This window comes from Tenacibaculum aiptasiae (genome assembly GCF_008806755.1).
Lineage (GTDB): Bacteria > Bacteroidota > Bacteroidia > Flavobacteriales > Flavobacteriaceae > Polaribacter > Polaribacter aiptasiae.
The window spans coordinates 48,493-74,813 of the sequence record NZ_WAAU01000013.1 but is presented as its reverse complement, the minus strand read 5'-3'; the positions used below and the strand labels follow the sequence as shown (position 1 = coordinate 74,813).

24 protein-coding genes and 3 tRNA genes are annotated in these 26,321 nt (G+C 27.9%); 12 read left to right on the top strand and 15 right to left on the bottom strand.

Annotation, left to right across the window (positions count from 1 at the left end):
* The first annotated feature begins 568 nt into the window (after positions 1-568).
* On the top strand, positions 569-748 hold the full coding sequence (locus F7018_RS09200; RefSeq protein WP_150899773.1) for a hypothetical protein: 180 nt from the start codon (positions 569-571) through the stop codon (positions 746-748).
* Positions 749-809: 61 nt separating this feature from the next.
* Here the strand turns inward: F7018_RS09200 and F7018_RS09195 are convergent, their stop codons facing one another.
* The 3 genes from F7018_RS09195 to F7018_RS09185 form a co-directional block, all read right to left on the bottom strand.
* The gene (locus tag F7018_RS09195) at positions 810-1,805 is read right to left on the bottom strand and encodes a hypothetical protein (protein ID WP_150899772.1); all 996 of its coding nucleotides are present in this window, start codon (positions 1,803-1,805) and stop codon (positions 810-812) included.
* 88 nt (positions 1,806-1,893) lie between these two features.
* Entirely contained in the window at positions 1,894-2,361 is a 468-nt protein-coding gene (locus F7018_RS09190) for a hypothetical protein (RefSeq protein ID WP_150899771.1), read from the bottom strand.
* A 94-nt stretch (positions 2,362-2,455) separates the two neighbouring features.
* On the bottom strand, positions 2,456-2,692 hold the full coding sequence (locus tag F7018_RS09185) for a hypothetical protein (protein WP_150899770.1): 237 nt from the start codon (positions 2,690-2,692) through the stop codon (positions 2,456-2,458).
* A gap of 322 nt (positions 2,693-3,014) precedes the next feature.
* On the opposite strand from F7018_RS09185, the gene F7018_RS18440 reads away from it, so the two are divergent.
* A complete protein-coding gene (locus tag F7018_RS18440) occupies positions 3,015-3,188 on the top strand; it encodes a hypothetical protein (protein ID WP_175578697.1) in 174 nt (57 codons plus the stop codon).
* A 1,078-nt stretch (positions 3,189-4,266) separates the two neighbouring features.
* Here F7018_RS18440 and F7018_RS09180 read toward each other — a convergent pair.
* Positions 4,267-5,670 carry an exonuclease domain-containing protein gene (locus F7018_RS09180; protein ID WP_150899769.1) on the bottom strand — a complete coding sequence of 468 codons (1,404 nt, stop codon included), beginning with the start codon at positions 5,668-5,670 and terminating at the stop codon, positions 4,267-4,269.
* Positions 5,671-5,883: 213 nt separating this feature from the next.
* On the opposite strand from F7018_RS09180, the gene F7018_RS09175 reads away from it, so the two are divergent.
* The 5 genes from F7018_RS09175 to F7018_RS09155 all read left to right on the top strand — a co-directional run bounded on the left by F7018_RS09175 (position 5,884) and on the right by F7018_RS09155 (position 10,144).
* A complete protein-coding gene (locus F7018_RS09175; protein WP_150899768.1) occupies positions 5,884-6,018 on the top strand; it encodes a DUF2256 domain-containing protein in 135 nt (44 codons plus the stop codon).
* Positions 5,994-7,298, top strand: a complete 1,305-nt coding sequence (locus tag F7018_RS09170; RefSeq protein WP_150899767.1) for a DASH family cryptochrome — start codon at positions 5,994-5,996, stop codon at positions 7,296-7,298. Before F7018_RS09175 ends, F7018_RS09170 begins: the two co-directional genes overlap by 25 nt.
* The gene (locus tag F7018_RS09165; RefSeq protein ID WP_150899766.1) at positions 7,299-8,804 is read left to right on the top strand and encodes a cryptochrome/photolyase family protein; all 1,506 of its coding nucleotides are present in this window, start codon (positions 7,299-7,301) and stop codon (positions 8,802-8,804) included. It abuts the gene before it with no gap.
* A gap of 185 nt (positions 8,805-8,989) precedes the next feature.
* Entirely contained in the window at positions 8,990-9,292 is a 303-nt protein-coding gene (gene hpf / locus F7018_RS09160; RefSeq protein WP_150899765.1) for a ribosome hibernation-promoting factor, HPF/YfiA family, read from the top strand.
* Positions 9,293-9,310: 18 nt separating this feature from the next.
* Positions 9,311-10,144, top strand: coding sequence for a universal stress protein (locus F7018_RS09155; RefSeq protein ID WP_150899764.1), 834 nt, complete (start codon positions 9,311-9,313; stop codon positions 10,142-10,144).
* A 514-nt stretch (positions 10,145-10,658) separates the two neighbouring features.
* Here the strand turns inward: F7018_RS09155 and F7018_RS09150 are convergent.
* Positions 10,659-11,258, bottom strand: a complete 600-nt coding sequence (locus F7018_RS09150; RefSeq protein WP_150899763.1) for a DUF6134 family protein — start codon at positions 11,256-11,258, stop codon at positions 10,659-10,661.
* A 361-nt stretch (positions 11,259-11,619) separates the two neighbouring features.
* Here F7018_RS09150 and F7018_RS09145 point away from each other — a divergent pair, with 361 nt between their 5' ends.
* The 4 genes from F7018_RS09145 to F7018_RS09130 all read left to right on the top strand — a co-directional run bounded on the left by F7018_RS09145 (position 11,620) and on the right by F7018_RS09130 (position 15,830).
* Entirely contained in the window at positions 11,620-12,630 is a 1,011-nt protein-coding gene (locus tag F7018_RS09145) for a sensor histidine kinase (RefSeq protein WP_150899762.1), read from the top strand.
* Between the two features lie 2 nt (positions 12,631-12,632).
* Positions 12,633-13,322 carry a LytR/AlgR family response regulator transcription factor gene (locus tag F7018_RS09140; RefSeq protein ID WP_150899761.1) on the top strand — a complete coding sequence of 230 codons (690 nt, stop codon included), beginning with the start codon at positions 12,633-12,635 and terminating at the stop codon, positions 13,320-13,322.
* Between the two features lie 191 nt (positions 13,323-13,513).
* On the top strand, positions 13,514-14,518 hold the full coding sequence (locus F7018_RS09135; protein WP_150899760.1) for a PLP-dependent cysteine synthase family protein: 1,005 nt from the start codon (positions 13,514-13,516) through the stop codon (positions 14,516-14,518).
* Between the two features lie 13 nt (positions 14,519-14,531).
* Complete coding sequence (locus F7018_RS09130) at positions 14,532-15,830, top strand: hypothetical protein (RefSeq protein WP_150899759.1); 1,299 nt, start codon at positions 14,532-14,534, stop codon at positions 15,828-15,830.
* A 99-nt stretch (positions 15,831-15,929) separates the two neighbouring features.
* On the opposite strand, the gene F7018_RS09125 is transcribed toward F7018_RS09130, so the two are convergent.
* The 10 genes from F7018_RS09125 to F7018_RS09080 form a co-directional block, all read right to left on the bottom strand.
* A complete protein-coding gene (locus tag F7018_RS09125; RefSeq protein WP_217701374.1) occupies positions 15,930-17,381 on the bottom strand; it encodes a S41 family peptidase in 1,452 nt (483 codons plus the stop codon).
* A gap of 36 nt (positions 17,382-17,417) precedes the next feature.
* Complete coding sequence (locus tag F7018_RS09120; protein ID WP_150899758.1) at positions 17,418-18,032, bottom strand: hypothetical protein; 615 nt, start codon at positions 18,030-18,032, stop codon at positions 17,418-17,420.
* Between the two features lie 981 nt (positions 18,033-19,013).
* A complete protein-coding gene (locus tag F7018_RS09115) occupies positions 19,014-19,940 on the bottom strand; it encodes a VOC family protein (protein WP_150899757.1) in 927 nt (308 codons plus the stop codon).
* Between the two features lie 17 nt (positions 19,941-19,957).
* Positions 19,958-21,049, bottom strand: coding sequence for an alkene reductase (locus F7018_RS09110; protein ID WP_150899756.1), 1,092 nt, complete (start codon positions 21,047-21,049; stop codon positions 19,958-19,960).
* Positions 21,050-21,156: 107 nt separating this feature from the next.
* Entirely contained in the window at positions 21,157-22,071 is a 915-nt protein-coding gene (locus tag F7018_RS09105) for an AraC family transcriptional regulator (protein WP_150899755.1), read from the bottom strand.
* Between the two features lie 86 nt (positions 22,072-22,157).
* Positions 22,158-22,433, bottom strand: a complete 276-nt coding sequence (locus tag F7018_RS09100; RefSeq protein WP_175578696.1) for an Arm DNA-binding domain-containing protein — start codon at positions 22,431-22,433, stop codon at positions 22,158-22,160.
* A 183-nt stretch (positions 22,434-22,616) separates the two neighbouring features.
* A tRNA-Arg gene (locus F7018_RS09095) sits at positions 22,617-22,690 on the bottom strand.
* A 16-nt stretch (positions 22,691-22,706) separates the two neighbouring features.
* Positions 22,707-22,781, bottom strand: a tRNA-Pro gene (locus tag F7018_RS09090).
* A gap of 14 nt (positions 22,782-22,795) precedes the next feature.
* A tRNA-Ser gene (locus F7018_RS09085) sits at positions 22,796-22,878 on the bottom strand.
* A gap of 99 nt (positions 22,879-22,977) precedes the next feature.
* Entirely contained in the window at positions 22,978-25,026 is a 2,049-nt protein-coding gene (locus F7018_RS09080; RefSeq protein WP_150899752.1) for an HD family phosphohydrolase, read from the bottom strand.
* A 104-nt stretch (positions 25,027-25,130) separates the two neighbouring features.
* Between F7018_RS09080 and F7018_RS09075 the strand changes: the two genes are divergently transcribed.
* Positions 25,131-26,306 carry an acetyl-CoA C-acyltransferase gene (locus F7018_RS09075; RefSeq protein ID WP_150899751.1) on the top strand — a complete coding sequence of 392 codons (1,176 nt, stop codon included), beginning with the start codon at positions 25,131-25,133 and terminating at the stop codon, positions 26,304-26,306.
* Positions 26,307-26,321: the final 15 nt, after the last annotated feature.

Here is a 26,321-nt window from a genome sequence, read left to right as displayed (position 1 = left end):
AAAATAGTATTGTTACATCTTAATTATACACACCAACCTAAACACGAAATAAAACATTAAAAACCATCTCTTTAAAATCAATTTTAATTTTAAAACAGAAAGTATTTGTTTTGGTAACTCTAAAAATTATCTTAAAAAAATGTTAATTATTTAGGGTAAACTCAACTGTAACAGTTTAATTATTGTGTTTCCCTTGAATTAATATAATAGAGGATGCTTCTTCGGAGGCGTTCTTTATTATCATCTAATCCTTGTTTCAATCAAAACATAAGATAAATTAAGGTAAATCAGTTTTTAATAGTTAGTGATAATGCTCCTTTCGGAGCATTTTTCATTTTTTAAAGAAAATATCCTGTAAGTTTTAAAAAATTATTCGTCTAAAAATTCGAAATTGAAATGCTAGGGGGCTTTTCATTTTTACACTATGAAGGGAGCATTTTTTATGCTCCTTTTTATTTATCCCCCTATATTACTTATTATTATGGATTTACCTTACTTTTTTTATGGACTTTCTCTCTTAAAAAAAGTTATATCTATCTAAATTTGAGAAACTTTAATTTTCAAAACTATGTTAAAAAACATTTCAAAATTAGGTACTCCACTAAACAAAAAAGAACAAAAAACTATTAACGGTGGATTTAGATGGTCTCAATGTGGACGTAGAATGTGTTGTGCAAGATTTCCAAATGGGGAAATTTTTAAGGAGCCATGTTATTGTGATTCATGGGGACATTGTACCTTACTATAATTAATAATCAAACTGCTAAAGTTCTTGGTTACAAACTTCAGCAGTTTAACTTCTTGCTACTTTAATCGTATAGTTTTTTCAGATCAAACTTTTCTATTAAATATTTATCTTTCCAATCTTTATTAACATATTCTATTATAAGAGCTTCTGCAAATCCTATATCATAAACAGTTATTCTCTTCCCCTTTGAAAGCTTCATTTTTTTTACGTTTTCTATATGTCGAGTATAAAACTCTTTTAAATACACTTCATAAGCTACAAAGTCTTTTAAATTTAAAACTTCTTTTGATGGTTCAAAATCTTGCAATAATCTCAAAAAAGCATATTCAGTATATCTAGCAATTCCTTCTTGATACCATTGAAAAGAAATATATTTATAATCATCTTCTCCCAAAGACTCTTTAAATTCTTTTCTCTTATCTATATACTGTTTATATATCTTCTCCCAATTTTTATTATTTCTTGCTTCTACTGCTTTTATTAAAAACTCAGTATACTTTTCATAATATTTGTTTACATCTAAATCTTCATAAGGAAATGGATAATTTAATTGCCACATTCCTGTTGTATCTCCTCTTGAAATCCCTAATGCTAATACTTCTTTATGATAATTATGCGAACTATATTGATACTGGTGAAAACGTTCGTGTAGCAAAGTAATAATCCATTCAGTAGAATTTAACCCAGTGTTCTCTGGTGTTCCTATAACAATACAATTTACTCCATTAACAGCAGGAAAAGTTGCTAGAAAACGTTTATTAAACTGTTTCTTTCTAACATAAACTTTAGTTTCTAAAATTTTATCTATACCTAATAATTTAAAATCGTTTGTAGGATTAGGATGATTGATCAAATACTCATATTTATCTGTAACTAATAAGATTGTAAAAGGTAATTTATTAAAACCTTCCCAAATAGAATCTCCATAAGTTTCTGAAATTCTTATTGCTTCTTTTATTCTAATTTTATCTTCAAATCTAAAGTTTAGTTCAGACTCAGGTTTAATTGAAGTAAAAGTAATCGTACAAAAAACTATAATTATCCTTAATATATCCATTATTAACTTTTTAGTGTTTTATAAAGGACTGATAATAATTATTGATGTTGCAAAAACTAGTATATACCTCGTTAAATTATTTGATGCATTAAATTAAAATTAGCGCGCAAATCCATACAGCTATAATAAACAAGTTAAAAAAGATTAAATTTAGTCGAGCATTTTCAGTTATCTTCTTAGTTATATTCACATAAACAATTGAAATCATTATAACTCCATTAAACAAAATCAATAAAAGCTTATTAAAACCATTAAACCCTGAAGCCAAATCTACTTTTATATTTTCAGATGTTATTACTGTTTTTACTGTTTTAAAAAGCGGACTTACTGTTAATTTTATTTTAGGTGATTCTATTTTAGTTTCTATAGTAGAGAACTTTAAATCTGTAGCTGTTGTATACTTATAACCAATACTTTTATTAGCCCTAACCGAATTATCTTGTGATGTTTGTGGTGTTTTTATAAAACTAACATAAGAAATTGAATCGTTTATAGTTACCTCTGGTAAAAGAAAAAAGTCTGCTAAGAAAAGAATGGTTATTAATATTGGTTTCAATAAAAAAATTGTAAACTTTTTTTTAAAATCTTTTTTAAAAAACAGATTAATCTTTCCAGATACTTCATTTATATGCATAATAATTCAATTAAACCTATCTAATGTTTTTTAACATTCTGATACACATAGCAGCTGTTTGTATCAATTCTTTTTCAACTTCTTCTATTTTTCCTCCTTCATATTCAAACTGCAATGCCGCTCTAGTTGCTTCTCCTGACTCTTCATTTACTATCGCTATTTGATGTAATATATCTTTTGGCCAATTTGGATGCTTTGTTTCTGCTTTGCCTAACTCTTCTTTTATTTTTCTAATTGCTAAACTTTCAGTCATAATTTTGTATTATTATTTTTACTTTATGGAAAATTGCTACGACCAACTAAATATAGAGTTTATTGAAACCAAAAAGCCTTCTTTATCTATTAAATTAATTTCTTTTGGCTTAATTTTAATTTTCTTTCTTATTCCTTTATCACAAATTGTTCCTGATTTTTCAACCTGCTATTGTTATGAGACCTTACCTAGTTTTAAAGGTTGTATTTTTACTGGTAATTTAAATTGTCTCTGTTTTTAATTCTTAAATTACTTCTAAACTTTATATTCTAAATATTGTAACATTTTCTATTTTTATTCAACTAATAGAAAACAATTCACTATGAAAAGATCAAAAATTATTATATTATTTATTTTAGGATTAATCTCAATATCTACATCCTACATATTCGGACATCTTTTTAACCTTTCTGACCTAGTAAAAGGTATTTTTATAGGATTAGGGATTGGACTCTTAATCATTTTCTTGAAACACTACAGCTTTAAAGCACTATAAATAAACAATTAAACTAAAGAAAACGATTCAAAAAAGCTTTAAAATTACTTTTTCATTTTACGGTTTTACCTTACTTTTTTTACGTTTTTTTCTTCCTTTTATAATTTTTTGTATCCTATTTTCGCTGCTAATGTGTTATGGGGATGACACTTGTAATGAATAATTAAGGGGCTTCAGAAATGAGCTCCTTTTTTGCTTATAAATCTTCAATTCTTGTTCATGAAAAAGTATTAATTAATCAAACTCATTTTAATTGCTTTAAATAATTTTTAAGCTATTTATTTTAACTAATTTTTTGAAATTTTTAACTTTATTTATTCATTTCCAACATATAGATTTGCTCAAAATAATTTCATTGCGTCAGTCCCCTAATTAAGACCTCTATACACCTTTTATTGAGGTCTTTTTTTTGTAAAAACAATATCATAAGCTACTTCACCTCTGAAACATTTTATTATAAAATCATAAAGCGCTTAGACCAATAGTTAAAACAATAACTTACAACAAATTAACACTATTCAATTAATAGTTTTATTTAACCTAGTATTTTCAATATTATTTTTTCTTTCTTTTATTAAATATTAGCATTTCTAGGCAATCTTATTTAATTATTGAGTATCTTTATTAGGCAATGAGGATATAGTTATATTTAAATTCGGTCCCCTGAATGAAATAAACTACAGAAGTTTTTTTATATCTAATTTTGCCATCGAAATCAAAAATTAGCTTAGAAAACTTCATTGAGGAATTTTATAGGTCAACATGAATTAACCTTTCGTAAGATATATAATTAGACTCCTCATTGTTTTTATACACCGAGATATCTTATACCATTTTTACTTAAATTGTAGCTAAAGTCTCTTCATCGAAACTTAACTACTCTTCATCTAATTTTTAAAATAATAACCTTTTATCCTAACTATATTTGAAGTATAAATAAAGATTTTGTTTTTTTCATTATATAGTTAGATTGATTAGTTAGTTTTAAGAAAGAAGTATCCTTGATGGCAGGTTACTTCTTTTCTTTTTTTTAATCAATAAATTAATTAGCATAAATTCAATAATATTGACACTCTTTTTAAAAGCCAAATAAATTTGGTGTTAAATTTATGTTTGTATGAAGTACTGATAATACGCTATCAGGGTTCTTTTTAATATAACTCTGTAAAATTCTCTGTATGTCTCTGTTATCTTTTTGCTTTGTTAAAGCGAGTAAATATTGTTCTGTAGTAACTTCTTCCTTTTGTTTGTTCATATAACCGTATCCCATATAAACACTATTCAATACTAGAACATAACTAAATTCTTTTTCTTGTTTTCCTTTTTCCAAAATCACAAAGTTTTCTGCTTGAAACGTAACAGATTCTAGTGCTTTTTTTACTCTAATATTATAGTCGCTAACTGCTTCTGTATTTCTACATACTCCTTTGCATTTCTTTATCTGATAATGAAAACAACTACTTACATTGGTTTGAAGATGGCAATATTTAGGGCATAACTGAAACTCTTCACACAAACGCTCTACAAAACTTCTTGCCTCTGTTAAAGAATAAAACTTAATCATAGGATTTGGCACTACTTTTAAAGTATTCCATGCAAGATGCTTTACTCCTTTTCTATCTTCAAAACTAAATAAACCATAACTTTCACTTGAGCGCCTTTGAGCTCTATTGTATTTAGGATATAATCTTTTTATTTCTGCAGATTCCAATAACAACGCCAACAATTCATTTCCTGTCTCTGTAAATGTAATATTTGCCGTTATCATACACATATTCATTTCTTTCTTCTTTTTATCATAAAAATGACTTAAAACACGTTGCTTTATATTATTAGCTTTACCTACATATATAACCTCCTCATCTTTATTCCAAAAATAATATACTCCATGATTTTCTGATAATTTATCAAAAACATCTTTAGAAAGTAAGGGAGGTAATATTGCTTCACGAGAACGATGATGCAAAAAAGAATCAACAACACTTAGTGTATTTTCTTTATCTATCGTAAGAAGCTTTTTAAATAAAATAACTGTGGCTTCTGCATCTCCTTTAGCTCTATGCCTATCTATAATTTCTATTCCTTCAGACAAACATAATTTCCCTAAGCTATATGATTTTTTGTTAGGCAGTAATTTACGAGACAAACGTACTGTACACAATTTTTTTCTTTTATAGTCAAATCCCAAAGAATTAAATTCTTTCCTAATAATTCCGTAATCAAAATTCACATTATGAGCTACGAAAATACATCCTTCTGTTATTTGGTATATTTTCTTTGCTACCTCAGGAAAAGTAGGAGCTCCTTTTACCATAAAATTGGTTATACCAGTTAAGTTTGTTATATAAGTTGGAATAAAAGTTTCTGGTTTTACAAGCGTAGTAAACTCATCTATTACCCTATTATCTTTTAAAATAAAAATACTGATATCAGTAATTTTAACACCTCCATCTGTTTCTATGTCAACTATAGCATACTTCACTCTCGCTATTCTTTTATTTATTATAATTCTAGGCTTTAACTTAATTTCTATTACCCTAATGTATTAAGTATTAATATACTCTAATAGTCGTTATTTTAATTCATTAAAATTACACTTTTCATTAAAACTAAAAGGTATATTTTATTTTGTTTAATTATTTTAAAATAAAGTTAAACAAATTAATTATATTTGATTAAATAAATAACATTACAGTTGAAAAAAGAACATTTACCTTCAAAAACCTGTCAATGTTGTGGTAGACCATTTACATGGAGAAAAAAATGGAAACTTAATTGGGAAAACGTAAAATATTGTAGTAAAAAATGCAGTTCAAAAAAACAGCAATAGTATGGTTTACAAGTAATCTTAGGGTTTTAGACAACAAACCTTTGTATGAAGCTTGTGTTAATTACGAAAATGTTATTGGGCTTTATTGTTTTAACAAACATGATTTTACTGAAACTCAATTTGGGATAAAAAAAATAGAAAAATTTAGAGCTAAATTTTTAGTAGAATCAGTACTAGATCTATCTAAAAACCTTAAAAAATTAAATATTTCTCTCTTTTGCTATTTTGATTTCCCTGAAGATTTCATACCACAATTTTGCTCTGATCACAATGCTGATGCTATCTATTTTCAAAAAGATTTTACTTATGAAGAGCTTAAAGTTATAGAAATTATAACTCAAAAAATTTCTAAAAAGACTCTCCTTTATAGCTATTACGACCAATTTTTATTTCATCCAGAAAATATTCCTTTTACACTTAAAAACATTCCAGAAGTTTTTACCAGTTTTAGAAAAAAAGTAGAAAAAAATACTACAATTGAAAATCAGTTATCAGTTACACCTAAAAAAAGAACAAATCTTATTAAAGTAAGTTCTCAAATTTTCTCATTAGAAGATTTAGGTTTTGAAAGTTTTGAAATTAACCTCAATACTGCATTTCCATTTTTGGGTGGAGAAAGTCAAGCCACAAAACGTTTGTTATACTATTTCTTTGAATCAAAAAAAATAAGCTTTTATAAAAAAACAAGAAACGGTTTATTAGGCACCGATTATAGTTCTAAATTCTCACCTTGGCTTGCTAATGGTTCTATTTCTGCAAAAACTATTTACTGGGAGATTAAAAAATATGAGCAACAAAACGGTAGTAATCAATCTACCTACTGGATGATTTTTGAGCTTATTTGGCGTGATTATTTTAAGTATTTATCATTGAAACACAAAAATAATTTATTCAAACTTGAAGGCATCAAACAGATTAATTATCACTGGAAAAAAGATAGCAACTTAATTCAATCTTGGATTAACGGTAAAACTTCTAACGAATTTGTAAACGCTAATATGATAGAACTAAAATTAACAGGTTGGATGAGCAATAGAGGAAGACAAAATGTAGCATCATATTTTACTAAGGAACTTATGTTAGATTGGAGAATTGGCGCTACTTATTTTGAAAGTATCTTAATTGATTATGATGTACATAGTAATTATGGTAACTGGCAATATGTATCAGGAGTTGGAAACGATCCAAGGGATAGAAAATTTAATACTCAATTACAAGCTGAACGATATGATTCTATGGGAAAATATCGACGTACTTGGCTACAAACCAATTTATTTTAAATGAAAGCAGCAACTATTGTATTCCCTAATCAATTATTTAAAAATACAGCTATATTAAGCAGTAAAATTCCTGTATACTTAGTAGAAGAATATTTATTTTTCAAACAGTATAACTTTCATAAACAAAAACTAGCTTTTCATAGAGCATCTATGAAATTTTACCAAAACTATTTACTTGAAAAAGGGTTCAATGTAAACTATATAGAATCTTCTCAAAGCACAAGTGATATTCGTACTTTAATCTCTCATTTAATAGAAAATGATATAGAAGAAATACACATTATTGACCCTACCGATAATTGGCTAGAAAAAAGAATAAAAAAATTTGAAAGCCAAATAAAAATCCAGACTCACAATAATCCACTGTTTATTAACAGTAAAAAAGAATTATCATCATTTTTTAAAGCTTCTAAAAAAAAGTTTTATCAAACGTCATTCTACAAAGAACAACGCATTCAAAGAAATATACTAATTACTAATGGAAAACCTGAAGGAGGTAAATGGACGTACGATATCGACAATCGAAAAAAATACCCTAAAGATAAAATTCCGCCAACAATTCAATTTCCTCAAAGTAACATCTATTACCAAGAAGCTAGAAAATATATAAGTAATTATTTCCCTAATAATTTAGGTGATCTCGAAAATCAACAATATTACCCTAACACTTTCTCTGAAGCTGAAAATTGGTTAACTAATTTTTTTGAAACTAGATTCTTAGAATTTGGTACTTATGAAGATGCTATTGTAAAAGATAAACATTTTTTAAATCATAGTATATTATCACCACTTATTAATACAGGGTTACTATGTCCTTTACATGTTATTAATACTGCTATAACTTATGCTAGTAACTATAAAGTTCCAATCAATTCTTTAGAAGGATTCATCCGACAAATTCTAGGTTGGCGAGAGTTTATTAGAGGAGTTTATGAAGTAAAAGGTTCTGAGGAGCGAACTAAAAACTTCTGGAAGCATTCTAGAAAAATCCCTAATGAATTTTATAATGGAACAACAGGAATTTTACCCATAGACCAAACTATAAACAAAATCTTAAAAACAGGTTATGCACATCATATAGAGCGGTTAATGATTTTGGGCAATTTTATGCTCTTATGTGAATTTGATCCAGACGAAGTTTATAGATGGTTTATGGAATTTTTTATTGATAGTTACGATTGGGTAATGGTGCCCAATGTATATGGCATGAGTTTATTCTCTGATGGTGGCTTAATGTCTACAAAACCCTACATAAGTAGTAGTAATTACATAAAAAAAATGAGTGATTATCCTTCTGGTAACTGGCAAAAAATATGGGATGGTCTTTTTTGGCGTTTTATGGATAAAAACAGAATTTTTTTATCTAAAAACCCTAGACTTAGAATGCTTATTAATAATCTTGATAAAATGGATTCAGAAAAACAAAAGCAACATTTTAAAAACGCATCTGATTTTTTAGACAGTTTAGGAAAACTTTCAGAAAACAGACAATTAAATTTACTGTAAACGGGAAAAAATTCAATTAATATTTAAACAATTTCTTCTATCTCCTCTAACTCTCGTAGCTATTAACTATTAAAAATAATAGCACATATTCTACAAAAATACCTCTAAAAACTAAGACATAAGCTGATATATATCATTCCAAAACATAATTCTTACAGCTAAATTTGAATATCAAAACAAAAAAAATGGAAGTACATATTCAATTCGTTAAAATGCCTGTAAGTGAAAATTTACAAGAATTCATTCAAAAAAAACTTGATAAACTTTATAAAAAATATGATTGGCTTATAAAAGCTCAAGTTTATATAAAATATGAAAATGACCCTACATCAAAAGGTAAAATCTGTGAAATGGTTTTAAGTCAATCTGGTCCTCAAGTATTTGCTTCTTCTAATGAAGACAATTATCAATTGGCTGTAAAAAATACAGTTAGCGACCTAGAAAGACAGTTAAGTAAGCGTAAGCAGGTTATGAAGTCTCATTTATAATTTCTAAAACCTACTATTATGAAACATATTTTAATACCAACCGATTTTTCAGAGAATGCATGGACAGCCACTGTTTATGCACTTAAACTCTTTACTAATGAACAATGTGTTTTTCATTTACTTCATTCAGCACCAGTTAAGTCATCAAGAATCTCTTCTTTTTCAAATAAGTTAACCCGTGTAATGCAAGAAAATGCTGTAAATGATTTAAAACATTTACTTGAACGAGTAGAGAAAATATTTGCAAATCCTAATCATAGTTTTAAAATATCCACAAGCACACATGATATTGAACAAGCTGTAGCTATTGCTGTAGAAAACCATGGTATAGATTTAATTGTTATGGGAACCAAAGGAGCAACAGGAGCTAAAGAAATTTTCTTAGGTAGTAACACTGTAGAAATTATAAGTAATCTTTCTAAATGCCCAATATTAGCAATACCTAATGGTATAGAATACAAAAAACCTGAGAATGTTGGTTTTTCTAGTGGATTTAAACGCTTATACAATAGTACAGAACTAGATGAAATCAAAAATCTTATTAGCTTGTATAATTCTAAACTAAACGTATTCCATATACAAACAAATGAAGAATTAGATACTAGTCAAAAAGAAAATTTAGATTCTTTACAAATGTATTTGAAAAATGTAGAAACTAGTTATACTGAAATAACTCAGTACACAAACATAACAGATGAAATTATCGATTTAATTAATACTTATAAAATTGATATTTTGACAATGATAAAATACAAACACAGTTTCTTTGAAAACTTATTTAGAGAACATGTAATAGCAAATTTAGGACATCAATTAACGATTCCTTTTATGGTTATACCAGCTACAACATAATTTAATTAAAACATTATCATAAAAAATTAAAACCCTTATTAATCTCTAGTAAGGGTTTTTATAATTGTAATAGTTTTTTCTAAAAAAATTTATCTACACAACTACATATGGTAATCTTATAAAAAACATAATTATGCTTTAGTTTTCAGGCAACTCTATTTCAGTATATCAATACTTAATTTATATTAATCATTTCTTTTTTTTGATAAACGGTGTTTTTTCTCAACCAATTATCCAAATAGTTATTTGTTTAAATTATATAGTATTTGATTGAATATTTTTTATAAAACCTAAACTTAAATTCAAATTTGCAATATAAATTCAACTATAATTTTCTGATAAGGAATGATATTGTACATTAGTTTTTTAACATTATTAAGTATTTTGTTTTTAATTATATCTTTTAAGAAAAAGGATGCTGAAGGAAAAAAAATTTCATTAACCTCTATTGTTATTGGAATTTTATTATTGGTTTATCATTTAATTTTAAAGTAATTAAAGTTTAATACTGCTTTTAGCCTTTTCTTAAAATCATCTTTATATCAAAAAAGTTACGTCTAATAATACATTTTTTTAAAATACCATCCTTATTATATATGTATGTATCTTTATATCTACTCTTAGGATTTATTAAATCAAATTTATTTTCATTTATTTTTGACACTATTTTGTAAAATCCTTTTACCTCTTCAAATACCACCTCTTTATTTTTTGGCTTATTATGAGTTAACATTACTGTACTCTTAAATATAGGTTTATCATGATAAATTTCTTTTCCATTGGTTATTATATGATACTTGTTCTTTCTGTATTTTAAAATTGCTTTTTCTCTTATTTTTTTATTCTTTTTAACTTCATAAAAACTGCTTTGTAAAATATTGTTTTTGTAAACTGTTTCTATATACGTTGTTATTTCTTTTTTCCCAAAGAAACGTATTGAGGAAAATGAACTTGTTTTATAAATAGTTTTTCCATCTTCTTGGATCCTATTTGTTATTACTGTACCTATTTTTTTTCCAAAGATTTTTATATCATAAACATATTCTTGACTACAAACCTGTGTTATATTTATTAGCAGTAATACTATTATTATTTTTTGAAATTTGGTTTTCATAAACTAAAACATTGTTTTTAAACTAATTCTTACTTTCTAATACTCTTGTCAACGAATGTAAAAACGATTAAAAGACTGTTAAAACTTATTCAATGGAGTCAACAATATTTAAGTAAAATTCTAAAAAACAAGATTATATGTTTTTTTTCTATTTTATTTAAATAAACAAATGGTAATACACTAAAAATTAGCAATTAATTGAAAAAAATAGATCCCCTTATTTAACTATGAATGATTTAAAATCTCCTTAATTTTATAATTAATAAAGCTTTTTATTGAATAATTACTCTGTTCATACCTGATATTTCGTGTTTTATTGAATATATATTAAAAAACAATCCTTATTTGGTATTTTTGTATAATGCGTAACAACTTTAAACACTTGGTTTTTTGGAGCTTATATGCTGTGTTTTTATTTGTAATATTCAATTTAGTTACGGATAGAAAAACATCAATAATAAAGACATCTACAATTATAATTTCTCAAACTATTGTCTTTTACTTAAACTTTAAATGGATTCTACCAAGATTTTATGAATTAAAAAAATACGCTCTGTACATACTAACAAATCTAGTTCTTGTTTTTACAGGAATAATTATCTCTTTTTTTATTACTAAATTAACTCCTCAACATATAGAACATGAAGAAGAATTTCCTCATGGTGATATGGTTCTAGACAATTTAGAAATTATTGTTATGAATGCTATGCCTATTATATTAATCATTTTTGTTAGTTTCTTTTTATATACTTTCTTAAAACGTAAACAGCAAGAAGAAAAGGAACTAGCAATTGTTACTGCAGAAAAAAGCTTTTTAATACAACAAACTAATCCTCATTTTTTATTTAATACTCTCAATAATATTTATTCTTTAACGTTTGATAAAGCTCCAAGAGCTTCAAAGGCTATAATGCAATTATCAAGAATGTTGGATTATTCTTTATATGGTGAAAAAGAAGGGACTGTAACTTTAAATGATGAAATTACTTATATTAATAATTTTATAGATTTATTTAAACTTAAAGACAAAAATATTTCTGATATCTCATTTAATTATTCTCAATCGAATTTAAGCCAGAAGATAGCTCCTATGTTATTGATACCGTTTATTGAAAATGCTTTTAAGCACGGTAATATTGAAGATACAGAAAGTAATGCTTATATTAAAATTGAATTAAAATCTGTTACTAATCAAATCATTTTTAACTGTAGTAACTCTTTTGTTTCCAAAAAAAATGTAGATAAAACTGGAGGTATTGGTATAAAAAATGTTACCCGAAGATTAGAATTATTATATCCTAATAATAAACATCAATTAGAAATTACTAATCATGAAAACGATTTTATTGTTTCTTTAAAAATTACCTTATAAAGATGTATAAATGTATTATTATAGATGATGAAGAGCCTGCTCGTGATTTATTAGAAAAATATTGTGCTAAAATTGATGATTTAGAAGTTGTTGGTTCTTTCAAGTCTCCTTTAAAATGTATTTCTATTATAGAAAATGAAGATATTGATATTCTTTTATTAGATATTAATATGCCTGATATTTCTGGAATTGATTTTTTAAAATCTCTAAAAAAACAACCTAAAGTTATTTTTACAACTGCTTATAGAGAATATGCTTTAGATGGTTTCGAGTTAGATGCATCTGATTATTTATTGAAACCTATTGAGTTTTATCGATTTTTAAGAGCCATTAATAAAGTAAAACAAACGTTTCTTAAATCGAATATAAACAGTAACAAAGAATTAACTGGCAGTATTCAATTAAAATCCAGTAAAAAGATTTATAAAGTAAATTTTGAAGATATTATATATATTCAATCACATCATGAGTATGTAATGTATCATACCAAGTCTGTTGGTAAATTAATGGTTTATGGTACTATGAAATCTGTAGAAAATATACTTCCTAACTCTCATTTTTATAGAATTCATCGTTCTTATATTGTAAATTCTATTTATATAAAATTTATTGAAGGTAATTCTATAGTTCTTGATGATAATAGATTGCCTTTAGGTGAAAGCTATAAAGTTGATTTTATAGATAAATGGTAGATTACAAATTCTCTATTAATCTTATTCTATTTAAATAAAAATGATTCATTTTCAATGAATCATTTTTTTTAACTATTAATTGTTTTCCCTTCATTTTATTTAATGTTTTGTAGCTTAATTGAATTACTTTTTTGATAGAAAACTGTGTTGATATTTTTGAGTCAGATTAATTTTTTTATGAAGAATATAATATGAAAAATTCAATTTTAGACTTAGTTGAGAACTCTACTTTTGTAAGGTTAAAAAAGTTTGAGAATATAAATTTAGATTTTAAACTAGAACAATATAGTATTACTGGAAGTATTAAAGATAAAAACGCTTTGTATTTTATTCTTAAGGCCAAAGAGGAAGGTTTGTTAGCTGAAGGAGGCACAATTATAGAATCTAGTTCTGGAAACTTTGGAATAGCACTTACTGTGATAGGAAGGCAACTTGGGCATCCTGTAAAAATAGTTATCGATAAAAAAACTTCTCGTAGCATGAAAAAAATACTAGAAACCTATGGTGCTGATGTTTTAGAAATTGGAGAAGAACATTGTGATGAAGCGGGCTCTATGCAAAAAGCAAGAATGGCCTATGCTCAAAAAATTCAAGAAAAAATACCAGGTAGTTGGTATGCTTGTCAGCATTTAAACCCCATGACCTCTGAGGTACATTATCGTTTAACTGCATCAGAGATTGAGAAAGAATATAAAGGTGCTCCTGATGTAATTGTTGTAGGTGTATCTACTGCTGGTCAATTAGCTGGAATTTCTAGATATTTTAGAGAAAATTATCCTAAAACAAAAATTTGGGGTGTTGATGTTAAAGGTTCTCGAATTTTTACAAAAGATAGACACCCCTATAAAATGACAGGTTTAGGTTTATCTTTTACTCCCCCTGCTTTTAATTGGGATTTAGTTGATAGAGCTTTTTGTGTTGATGATGAATTGAGTTTTTCTTTTTGTTATTATCTAGCAAAAAAGGAAGGTCTTTTATTGGGCGCTTCTTCTGGAACTGTTATTGCTGCTACTTTAAAAGCCTTAAAGACAGAAAAAAACATAAAGAATGTTTGTATGATTAGCGCTGATTCTGGTTTTAGGTATTTAGATACTTTTTATGACGAACAATGGTTAAAAGAAAATGACTTGCAAATTTTTAATGAAGATCAATGCTTTCATAAAATAGACACTGTTGTTGAACATAAAAGATCTTAAATCTAAAAATTACATGAGATTTAATCAAATAATCAAACTCTGGAAGCAGTTTATTCCATTAAGTTTAACAGATATGGCAATGGCTTTAGGTGAACCTGTAAGGAATTATGCCATTGCCTCTTTGCCTAATGGTGAATTAAACTTGGCTTCTTTTGGAATCGCTAAAAGTTTAGCAAACTTCTTTGAAGCTCCAATAATTATGGTTCTTCATGCTTCAAATGCTTTAGCTCAAAACAAAGAAAGTTCTAAGAAATTCTTACGGTTTACTCTTGTTTTTTCTCTTTTGTTAGCTGGTCTATTTTTGTGTTTTTCTATACCTAGTGTTTTTGAATTTTTGGGGAAGAAAATTTTTAGTTTAAGCATTGAAGTATCAGAAACAACTAGAAGAATTATTTATTTTATATTTTTATTTCCATTTATCATCGGTTGGAGAAGATATTTTCAGGGTATACTTATTCAGCAAAAAAAAAATAATGTTGTAGCACAAGCTTCTTTAGTAAGATTATTTTTTGTGATTGGAATTCCCATTTTAGGTTTACAATTAGATTGGTCTGGTTTAACTTGTGCTATAAGTTCTTTACTTGGAGGTCTATTTGTAGAGGCTGTTTATGTTACCTACTTTAGTCTTAAACTATTTGATTTTAATAATATAGAGAGTCAAAAAGTTGAATCTTTACCAAAAACTTACAAAGAACTATTTAGCTATTATTTCCCGTTAGGTTATTCTATGGTAATAATTTGGGGAACTAGAACTCTTTTAGTCTTTCTTCTTAGTTTTGCTATTGACTCTAAAATTTCGCTTATACTTTGGCCAATCATATGGGGGATTGTATTAATTGTTTCTAATGGAACAAGAATGGTTCAGCAAGTATATATTTCTAATAAAGAAGATTTTTCTTTTGAAGCAATTAGGAACTTTTGCATTACGGTTGGTATCGCTTTTACAATTTTATTTTTATTCTTAATCATAACTCCATTGGGAAACAGTATTATATATATTTCAATGGGCAAACTTGTTAATTATAATGATTTAATTTTAAACTGCTTGAGTTATTTTCTACTTTTTCCTGCCCTAACGACATTTCAAAACATATTACAAGGAGAATTAATTATTAGGCAAAAAACAAGAGCTATTGGAATAGCTGCTATTCCTTCTCATATATTGTTAGTAATCGTTGCTTATGGTTTAATTAAAATGAATTTTTCAGGCTTAATATCCTTGGCTATAGCTTTAAACTTAGGACTCATCTTTGAAATATTGTTTCTCTTCTTTTTTATACGTTATGAGTTAATGTTCAAAAAATTGAATTAATTTTTTAAATTCTTTATAAAAATCCCTTTAAAATTAATAAGCCTTACTAAAAATAGTAAGGCTTTTTCTGTAATCAATTAAGTCTAATGAAAAATCTACTTATTTATAATTCAAAATTTCAGTAACAAATTCAATCCAATCTTGTTTAGGAATATCTTTACTTATATAATAGTCTGGTTGAATACCTTTGTTATCAATTGTCATTTCAGGAATACGTAAACTTTTCGTTAAACTATATCCTAATTTAAGATTATTACAAGGAGAGTTTACAAAATACATGTTTGAAATATCTAAAACTCCAACGGTAGTTGCTCCAAATAATTTTACTTTCTTACTTTGTTTTGCTGCTAATAAAAACTGTTCAGCAGTACTTCCATTCCCTTTATTTATTACAATACCAATATTTTTAGGGTACTCATGGATAGTATCAAGAGAAGTAACAGATACAGGATCTTTTTTTAGCATAACGAATTCACCAATATGCTTCGAAAGCGTATCGTATGATTCTTTTGCCCATTTTTTACCTTTTTCGTCAAACCCATAATCTTCATTATTAATAAAATCTAACATTCTCTGATTATTAAGAGGCGTAGACAAGTATTGAACTCCTACTGTACGAATCGGATTTGTATATAAAATAGGTAATAATTCATCAAAACTAGAATCACTTCCACCTCCATTGTTTCTAATATCTATAATTAAATTTTCAGTACTTAATATTGTAGCTTTATTATCTTTAATTACAGCATCTATTTTTTTCTTTTCAGAACCTCTAAAACTTGGAATTCGTAAAAGCACAGTTGTGTTATTTATACGTTCAAAATAAGGGGCATTTGCCGAAATTGCCTTAATATAATTAGACATTTTTTTATTTTTCTTAAGTATTGGATAGCTACGTTCTAAGTTAATATATCCCATTTCTATAAAGTTGGAATCAAATAAAGTAGCTTTTTTAAAGTCAACTTTAGAATGATCACGTAAATAGAATTTAGCGGCTCCTTGGGCGTCTATTTTTAACTTAACTTGTCCTTTATTCCAATAAACTCCATCTGCTTCAATAATAAATCCAACATAATTATCTCCTTCTTTTTTAATTCCAATTGTATAAGGAGAAGAAACCCAAATACCTTCAAAATCGTGATTTTTTTTCGTTGAAAGGTATTTTTTAAATGCTTCTAAATCGATAGTTCGTTTTTCCCAATCTTTAAAACTTGCTTTAATTTCTGCATTACTTTGTTTCTTTTTTGAGCTATTGGTTGGAGTTTGTATACTACGAATACCTAGATGTCCAGACCGTAAAAAAGTTAACCATTCAGAAATTGCTTGTGTACAAGCATCTAATGTTTTTATTGTTGCAACTTTCTTTTTATAAATAACGGTATGGTTATTATAAGCCTCTTTTCCTTTATTATTGATTGCAAAAGCAAAACCTGCATCATTTTCTTCTATAGTCTTTTGCACCCACTTAAAATTAGCTGTACAATCACACTTTTGAGAAAATACATTGAAAGTTGTTATAAATAGTATAAAAAAGAAGTACTGTTTCATCATGTTGTTTTAAATTGTATGTAATGTTGTGTTTATATCTTATTCTAAAAACAGAATATCTTCAGAAGCTTTATAATTAGAAACTTCTGTAGTTATGCTTTTTTCTAAATTATTTTTAAATCCTTTTCTAACTACTTCCCAATAATCTCCGAATACAGACTTATAACAGATACGTATAGAAATTTTGTCGGAATATTTATAAATATAATTCATCAATAACGGATTTAAAGACCAATCTATTAATAAAAAATCTTCACCTGGTTTAATAACTCTATTTAAAAGAATATCGTTTCCGTGTCGTTTTACAATAGTATCTGGAATTTTAGCTACTTTATAAAACTCTTCCCAATTTGATATAGGCTTTCCATCAAAAGTAATTTTAGTTTCTGTTACAATGGCAGGACCAATACCTCTATTAGAAATTATAAGTGAGTATTTATTTAAAGTATCATTATCAAAACTACGACTCATACCAATACTCAAACTTGGCCAGGCACTAGATTTAGATTGCTCTAAAAAAATCTTGGTTTGCTCATTCATAATAGAAGCTTGTCTTGTAGAAATCATAAGCGCACCAATACTAGCTAACAATACTCCAAATGCTATAATTAAATTGGCATCAAAGCGTTTTTTGTACTTTTTACTTTTTTTCATAATAATTTATTAGAGGTTGGTTAAGGTGCAAACAAAAATATTCTTTCCAGTAATTAAACATTAAATTTTAACATAAAAAATGTCGTGTTAAAAAAGGAGAATATTTAACTATTCTTGTTGTAGAGTTTTAAACAGATTTTCATTCTTTTACCATTAAAAGTATTTCTATGGTAAATACTCTATTTTTATTAAACTTTTGAAACTCTAGAAAACAAAAAAGCCTTACTGTTTCCAGTAAGGCTCTTCTAATTATTTTATAATATTAATTTCTAATCATTGTATAATTACTCTTCTTCTTTTCCCCTTATATCTCTATTTTCCTATAGTGGAAAATTAGTTTATAACCATCATTTATTTTTCTAAATTCAAAATAATCTTCTTCTTCAGGTTCTCAAAAAAAGTATTTTCAGTTTCAGCTTTTAAAACACCTTTTTTTGCCATTCTGATACATTACCAATTTTTTATTCTCTACTCTGTATTCAAAAACATGATTATTAAATTTTTTAACTTTAACTCTTGAATGTCCTTTCTAGAGATTTTAATGCCTTTTTCTACATTAGAGAAACTGGTTAGGTTATTTGATCGATATTATTAATTTTAGAGACAAACCTTTTTAGTAAAGTGTCTATTTTCTTTTTCATTTTGGGGCTTTAGTAAAAAAAATCCACTTAAAAAGTGGATTCTATTATTGTGTTTTTATTCGGCTAATTTTTTCCGAAGGATTCTTTGTTCATCTTTCCATTGTGCTTTCTGTAACCAAGTATCAAAACTCAACAACTCAGAGTGTAGCTTTTCAAATTTTTGAGCAATTTCATTTCCAGAGTATTCTTTAATTTTCTGGATTATTCATATTAGTCCAAAAATCGGTGTTACAAAAGACAGTGTCTATATCATTAATAGCTTGTTCTAAATCATCTACACTATCTGCATTTTCATAGAAAAGCTCTAAGTTTCCTTTATCTAAAGGTGAATTTTCGTTTTTTAGTTAGATAGTGTCTCTCCAAACCATTTAAAATAAGCATTATCTGCTATTCTATTCACCAATAACATCTTTCCATTTTTGTTTATTATAGATTCATCACCAAAATGCCCTTCTTTAATCTCTCCTGTCTTTTTATTTTTAACCTGAAGATATTCATGATAAAAAATATGTCCTGGATGAACTTCGATTACATGGCCAGCTTCAGCTTTTAAAAACTTGACTTTACTAAAAATAAAATTCCATGTTTCTTCTTTGCATAAATCTGCAGCCCCTTCTCTGACTTCATCGTTAACAATATACGAAAGTCCGCTATGAAATAAACTTGCCATTTTTTGAGCATCAGCATTTATTAACCCTGTTGCATATTCGTTTAAAAACTGTTTTCCTATTGTACTTTTTGTTGTATTCATTGTTTTTTTGGTCTGATCATTATTTTTTGTTGTATTCATTTCCTGTAAAAACTGTATCATGTTTCCTTCAGGATCTTTAATAAAGAAAAATTTTACTCCTAAATCTTTATTTTCATATTCCCAATCAACCGATACATTTTTATTAATTAATTCTTGTTTTACTTTTTCTAAGTCTTCTGTATAAAAACAAAATTGTGTTTGTCCCCAAACTCCAGTATGCCTTTGAGGTGATTTAGGATTTGTAATTTTAGGTACAGCATCATAATCTTTAATCAGCTCCACTCTGTAACCGTTTAATTCTAAAAATATCAAGTACGTGTTAAATTCAGAATACTCCTTTTCTTTAACTTTTTTAAACCCTAAATTATTACTATACCAATCTGTCATTTTTTCTATATTTTCTACAGAAAAAGTAATTGAATAAGGTTTTATTTTTGATAATTCTAAATTGTCTTGAGAAAAAGATTTATTAATCATAGCTATAATAAAAAGTGATATATATAAGTATTTTGACATTAGCTTGATGTAATTTGTTAATTGTAATTTGAATAATTAGTATAACCCTTAGCGCCTCCACCATAAAATGTTTGAGCATTATCTGTAGAAACTTCAGTTAATGGATAATTGTACTTCATACGCTCTACTAAATCTGGATTTACAATAAATGGTCTACCAAAAGCTACCAAATCAGCATATTTCTTTTCTATAAGTTCACTAGCTACTTCTTTTGTTAATTGTCCACATACCATTATTGGATTCTGATATACTTCTTTTACTCTTTCTCTAAATGAAGTTGGTACTGGTTTAAATGTAGCTACATTTTCAGACAGGTGAACAAATGCTAATCTATGTTCATTCAGCTCTTTTAACAAGGCAATAACTGTTTCGGGCATTTGAGAGTCAAGCTCAGGAGCTTCTGATACAAAGGGGGATAATCGAATTGCAACTTTATCTGCCCCTATAGCTTCTATAACTTTTTCTACTGTTTCAATTGTAAAACGAATTCTGTTTTTAATACTACCTCCGTAGTCATCCGTTCTTTGATTTACATCAGTTCTCATAAATTGGTCGAACAAATAACCGTGAGCACCATGAATTTCTACTCCATCAAAACCTGCTTTTATGGCATTTTTTGCTGCTTGAACAAAATTTTGTTTAGTACGTTCTATATCTTCTAAAGTCATAGCTTTGGGCACATCTGTTTCAACCATGCCTAGTGTTCCATCTTGTAAAGGTCCATAAACTTTATCGGAAATCTTTACCGCAGAAGGAGCAAGAGGTGTAGTACCTTTTGTTGTGCCTTTAGTAGCTCTTCTACCTACATGCCATAACTGAACGAAAATTTTCCCCTCTTTTTCATGAACTGCTTCTGTGACTTTTTTCCATCCTTCTATTTGTTCTTCTGTATAGATTCCTGGTGTCATACTATATCCTCTAGCTTCTTTAGAAACTGGTACACCTTCAGTAATAATAAGTCCAGCACTTGCTCTTTGAGAATAATATAAAGGGGCTAAATCTGTAATAACATCATTCTCATTAGACCTAGCTCTAGTCATAGGAGCCATGGCTATTCTATTGTTAGTTTTTAACCCATTAAAAGAAAAGGGAAGAAATAAATTATCCATAATCATAAAAGTGTTTTAATTTTCTACTCTATTTTCATGAGCAAAATTAATTGACTTATAATGTGCTAAATCTTTGATTTCAAATTGAGAATATCAAATTTCAAAGATTACTTATTTTTCCTATATGTTATTGGAGTAATACCAGTATGCTTTTTAAAAAAAGCACCAAAGTGACTTGGTGAATCAAAATGAAGTTTATACGCAATTTCTTTAACACTATTACCTGTTTGCGACAATTCTGCTTTAGCTAATTTAAGAATATGATTATGTATAGTATTTAAAGCTGTTTGCCCTGTAATAGATTTAACTACTGCATTTAAATGATTTGGATGAATATTTAATAGACTTGCATAATACGAAGGTGAATGAAAATTCACTTTACCATTTACACTAGCATCTGGGTAAAAACGTTCTTTTATATGCTTTTGAAATTGTGATAATAATTTTAAATCTGTTTTATGGATTCGTTCATTAATTCTATCAACCTCTATTTTTTTATTGAACAATCGTTTAACTTGATTTAGTAACTGTAATACATACACTTGAATAAAATCAAATTTGTCTTTGTCTTCACTTATATACTCTTCTTTTATTCTTTTGTATATATTCATAACCTCTGGTAAATCGTTTTTATCAATTTGGAGAGGAATAGATTCGTCTATTTTTAAAAATGGGTATTCGTCTAATAACCTATCAAAATGAAAGGAAGAAGCTATGAAATCTTGAGAGAAAATAATATAATAACCAGACCAATCTTGAGAATGATCCCATGATATAATTTGAAAAGGAGAATTGAAGAAAATATTAACTCCATCAGGAAGGTCTGTGTTGTGTCCAAGAAGAGTTTTTCCCTTTCCTTCAATTTTAAGAGCGATAAAATAAAACTCATGACGAAAAGGTTCCATTTTTGAAACTACAGTACCCATATTTTCTTCAAAACTTTTTATATCAAAATGAGGATGCTTTGGTTCAGGTAAACCAATAGCTTTATAGTATTCCGAGATTGTTTTAAAATGTTGCAATGTTTACTATTTTGATAACATCTAATATATTAATTTTCTTAAAATAGACCTGTTTTAAATCAACTGCATCGTAGAGTTCTTGTATGTTAACTGTTTTTTTGATCATTAATTAACTCTCTTAACAAGTAAATAGCTTTTACTATTAATTGAATAGTAAGGCTAAGTTTTGAATTTACAATTTTAGAATTTTCTACTTTCTTTAAAAGCATTTGTTTCTTACTACCCCAATGATTAGGATTAATGAATACCCCTGTAGTAAACTCCCTTCTTTTCTTGTTATAAGTAATTCTACACTTCATAGGGCAAAATCCTTTCTTATTTATCTTACTCCTATTACATATAAACAGGACACTTAATTTCATACTCATAACATCTTACTCTATTATGTTAGTAAAAAATGGGACACCCAAAAGGACACCTTAAATACTTTTATCTAGATAATAATTTTAGAAATGAATAGTAAAACACTATTTGAGTAAACACACTGTAGATACCCTAAACTCTAGAAAACAAAAAAGCCTTACTATTTCTAGTAAGGCTTATTGTGATCGCGACAGGATTCGAACCTGTGACCGTCTGCTTAGAAGGCAGATGCTCTATCCAGCTGAGCTACGCGACCAGTAACTCTTATTTTGTCGGGGCGGCAGGATTCGAACCTGCGACCTCCGCGTCCCAAACGCGGCGCGATAACCGGGCTACGCTACGCCCCGAGTGCAATTCTTAGCGGAGAGACAGGGACTCGAACCCTGGCGACCAATAAGGTCGACAGATTAGCAATCTGCTGCATTACCACTCTGCCACCTCTCCGGAGGCTTTCAAAGCGTTTGAAACTTTGAATTAAAAATTGCGAGTGCAAATATATAACCGATTAAACATTCACGCAAGTTTTTTTGAAGAAAAAAATCACTAATCTGGATACTCAACACGTAAGTGGTAGATATTCATCAACTTATTCTTAATAATTTTTTTTATTTTTTCTATTTCTCTAAACGTAATATCCGAATTTCGGAACTGATTATCGTTTTTTTGCTTGTTTATAATCTTATCTATTAATTCATCGATGGATTGTGCTGTTGGATTTTTCAAACTCTTAGAAGCTGCTTCTGCTGCATCACACATCATTAAAATTGCCGTTTCTTTAGAAAATGGAATTGGTCCTTGATATTGGAACTTCTTTATATCTATTTCTTCGTCTGGATTATTCTCCTGCTCTTTTTTATAAAAATAATAAGTTACACTTGTTCCGTGATGTGTTCTTATAAAATCAATAATTCTATCAGGTAATTTATTCTTCTTAGCTATTTCAATTCCGTTAATTACATGATCTAAAATAATTCGAGCACTATCTTTAGGCAACAAATCGTTATGCGGATTAACTCCTGTTGATTGGTTTTCGGTAAAGTACATAGGTTGTACCATCTTTCCTATATCATGATACAAAGCTCCCGTTCTTACTAACATTGAGTTCGCCCCTATCTCATTTGCTGCTGCTTCGGCCAAATTAGCTACTTGCATAGAATGTTGGAATGTTCCTGGTGCTTTTTCATTTAAATCTCTTAAAAGCTTCGAATTTGTGTTTGATAACTCTAATAAGGTAACATCGGAAACCAACCCAAATAGTTTTTCATAGAAGTAGATAAAGAAAACTGCTAAAAACGATAACAATCCATTTGCTGCAAACAACCCAAAGTACAGCCAATTAATTTTATCTGCGTTTCCTTCTTTTAAAATTGAAAATGCAAAATAAGTAATCATATAAATTAGTGTGATTTGTCCTATTGAAACAAATAAACTAGCTCTTTTATACAATTCCGAAACCGTTAAAATAGTTACAATTCCTGCAATAATGTGTAAATAAATAAATTCGAAACTATTGGGTACAATAAAGCCTAATAATAATACTGTTAGTACATGAGTAAATAATCCTAACCGTGCATCAAAAAACGCCTTTAAAACAATTGGTAAAATACTTAGAGGCACAACGTATAAATATTCTGAATTATACTTAACAACCATTGTTTGTACAAAAATCATTAAGAATATATTGAAGAATATAAAAGTTACTTTATTATTGTTTTTATAAATCTCCAGTCTGTATTTCTCTAAGAAAAGTAATAACATTAGCAAGGCCAGCGATACTAAAATTGTATATCCAAAAACAATCCAATTATAATTCGATTCTGTCCAAATTTGAGAGCTAGAAGCTAACTCATATGATTTTAATACATTAAACTTTTTTCCTTCAACAATATCTCCTTTTAAAATAATCAACTCTCCTTTCGATACTTTACCTTTGGCTAGTGAAATACTATTTAAAGCCTCTTGTAGCTCTCTTTCGCTATATTTTACATCGTAACTTACATTTGACCTTAAAGTCTCCGATATGTATCTTAAAATTAGTTGTTGTTGATTTGCATTTAAATCTTTTACTTTCTGATTAACATAACTTAAAACTTCATTGGATTGAATCAATCTAGAAAAGGGTACATCTTCTATAGAATTTCCTTTTCTTAAAATAACAATGTCTCTTTTATTAGCTTTTGCATTACTAATAGCATCTAATAAACCATATCTGTATATAGAATTAATAATACTTTTCCCTATTTTTTTCAGAAACTGAACTTCTTTAATTGATAAAGAATCTGATGGTATAATTTTACCCTCAAACTCTTCCAATACTTTTGTTTTAATACCAGTATCTACAACAAAATATTTTTTAGCATTTGCCTCTATATTTTTAATCTCCTCTTCTTTTTCTTTATCCGTTTTTTGAATTGCAAAATCAAAGGGTGAATATAAATTATCATACTGCCATGGCTTACCTTGAGGAAAATCGTATTTAAACTGTCCTCCTTTAGGAAATAAGTAAACAATTGCTGTAACGGTTATTAAGAATAACAATACTTTGTAAATTATTGCATTGTTCTTATACAATTTATTGATAAAATCGTTCATTTTTAGCTTTTAAAAATGTAAATATAACCTTTCTCTATTATTTGAGTACTTGTTATAAAATGGTTATTTTCGCAGAACTAATCTTAATACAACATACTCAATATATGAAAGAAGTAGTTATCGTATCGGTTGCAAGAACTCCAATAGGTAGTTTTTTAGGAACTTTATCAACTACACCAGCTCCAAAATTAGGAGCGGTAGCAATTAAAGGAGCTTTAGATAAAATAAACTTAAAACCAGAAATGGTTGAAGAAGTTTTTATGGGAAATGTAGTTTCTGCTGGTTTAGGTCAGGCACCTGCACGTCAAGCAGCTATTTTTGCTGGAATTCCTGATACTGTTCCTTGTACAACAGTTAACAAAGTTTGTTCTTCTGGTATGAAATCTATCATGTTAGCAGCGCAAACAATTGCCTTAGGTGATGCAGAGATTGTTGTTGCTGGTGGTATGGAAAACATGAGTATGATACCTCATTATCAACACGCTCGTAGTGCTACTAAATTTGGTCCTGTAAAAATGGAAGATGGTATGCAAAAAGACGGTTTAGTTGATGCATATGAGCAAGTAGCAATGGGGGTATGTGCTGATGAATGTGCTACTGAATATGAATTTTCTAGAGAAGATCAAGATGCTTTTGCTATTGAATCATACAACCGTTCTGCTAAAGCTTGGAGTGAAGGTAAGTTTGCAGACGAAGTTGTTCCTGTAGAGATTCCTCAACGTAGAGGAGAACCAATTATTTTCTCTGAAGACGAGGAATACAAAAACGTAAAAATGGAAAAAATTCCTGCTTTACGTGCTGCTTTCACCAAAGAAGGAACTGTAACAGCTGCTAACGCTTCAACAATTAATGATGGTGGGGCTGCTTTAGTATTAATGTCTGCAGAAAAAGCTGCTGAATTAGGATTAACTCCTTTAGCAAAAATTAAAGGATATGCTGATGCTGCTCATGAGCCTAAATGGTTTACTACTGCACCTGCAAAAGCATTACCTAAAGCTTTAGCTAAAGCTGGAGTTTCTATTGATGATGTAGATTATTTTGAGCTTAACGAAGCATTTTCTGTAGTAGGATTAGCTAATATGAAAATTTTAGGATTATCTGCAGATAAAGTAAATGTAAACGGTGGAGCTGTATCATTAGGTCATCCATTAGGTGTTTCTGGAGCTAGAATCATAATTGCTTTAACATCTATATTAAAACAAAACAACGCTAAAATTGGTGCTGCTGGTATATGTAACGGTGGTGGTGGTGCTAGTGCAATGGTAATTGAAAGAGTATAATTTTAATAAAAGCTG

Bases quoted from the DNA above. Each gene is read 5' to 3' on its own strand.
- F7018_RS09200 (WP_150899773.1), top strand. From the start codon at position 569: ATGTTAAAAAACATTTCAAAATTAGGTACTCCACTAAACAAAAAAGAA.
- F7018_RS09195 (WP_150899772.1), bottom strand. From the start codon at position 1,805: ATGGATATATTAAGGATAATTATAGTTTTTTGTACGATTACTTTTACT.
- F7018_RS09185 (WP_150899770.1), bottom strand. From the start codon at position 2,692: ATGACTGAAAGTTTAGCAATTAGAAAAATAAAAGAAGAGTTAGGCAAA.
- F7018_RS18440 (WP_175578697.1), top strand. From the start codon at position 3,015: ATGAAAAGATCAAAAATTATTATATTATTTATTTTAGGATTAATCTCA.
- F7018_RS09170 (WP_150899767.1), top strand. From the start codon at position 5,994: ATGCAGTTCAAAAAAACAGCAATAGTATGGTTTACAAGTAATCTTAGG.
- F7018_RS09165 (WP_150899766.1), top strand. From the start codon at position 7,299: ATGAAAGCAGCAACTATTGTATTCCCTAATCAATTATTTAAAAATACA.
- hpf (WP_150899765.1), top strand. From the start codon at position 8,990: ATGGAAGTACATATTCAATTCGTTAAAATGCCTGTAAGTGAAAATTTA.
- F7018_RS09155 (WP_150899764.1), top strand. From the start codon at position 9,311: ATGAAACATATTTTAATACCAACCGATTTTTCAGAGAATGCATGGACA.
- F7018_RS09150 (WP_150899763.1), bottom strand. From the start codon at position 11,258: ATGAAAACCAAATTTCAAAAAATAATAATAGTATTACTGCTAATAAAT.
- F7018_RS09145 (WP_150899762.1), top strand. From the start codon at position 11,620: ATGCGTAACAACTTTAAACACTTGGTTTTTTGGAGCTTATATGCTGTG.
- F7018_RS09140 (WP_150899761.1), top strand. From the start codon at position 12,633: ATGTATAAATGTATTATTATAGATGATGAAGAGCCTGCTCGTGATTTA.
- F7018_RS09135 (WP_150899760.1), top strand. From the start codon at position 13,514: ATGAAAAATTCAATTTTAGACTTAGTTGAGAACTCTACTTTTGTAAGG.
- F7018_RS09130 (WP_150899759.1), top strand. From the start codon at position 14,532: ATGAGATTTAATCAAATAATCAAACTCTGGAAGCAGTTTATTCCATTA.
- F7018_RS09125 (WP_217701374.1), bottom strand. From the start codon at position 17,381: ATGATGAAACAGTACTTCTTTTTTATACTATTTATAACAACTTTCAAT.
- F7018_RS09120 (WP_150899758.1), bottom strand. From the start codon at position 18,032: ATGAAAAAAAGTAAAAAGTACAAAAAACGCTTTGATGCCAATTTAATT.
- F7018_RS09115 (WP_150899757.1), bottom strand. From the start codon at position 19,940: ATGTCAAAATACTTATATATATCACTTTTTATTATAGCTATGATTAAT.
- F7018_RS09110 (WP_150899756.1), bottom strand. From the start codon at position 21,049: ATGGATAATTTATTTCTTCCCTTTTCTTTTAATGGGTTAAAAACTAAC.
- F7018_RS09100 (WP_175578696.1), bottom strand. From the start codon at position 22,433: ATGAAATTAAGTGTCCTGTTTATATGTAATAGGAGTAAGATAAATAAG.
- F7018_RS09080 (WP_150899752.1), bottom strand. From the start codon at position 25,026: ATGAACGATTTTATCAATAAATTGTATAAGAACAATGCAATAATTTAC.
- F7018_RS09075 (WP_150899751.1), top strand. From the start codon at position 25,131: ATGAAAGAAGTAGTTATCGTATCGGTTGCAAGAACTCCAATAGGTAGT.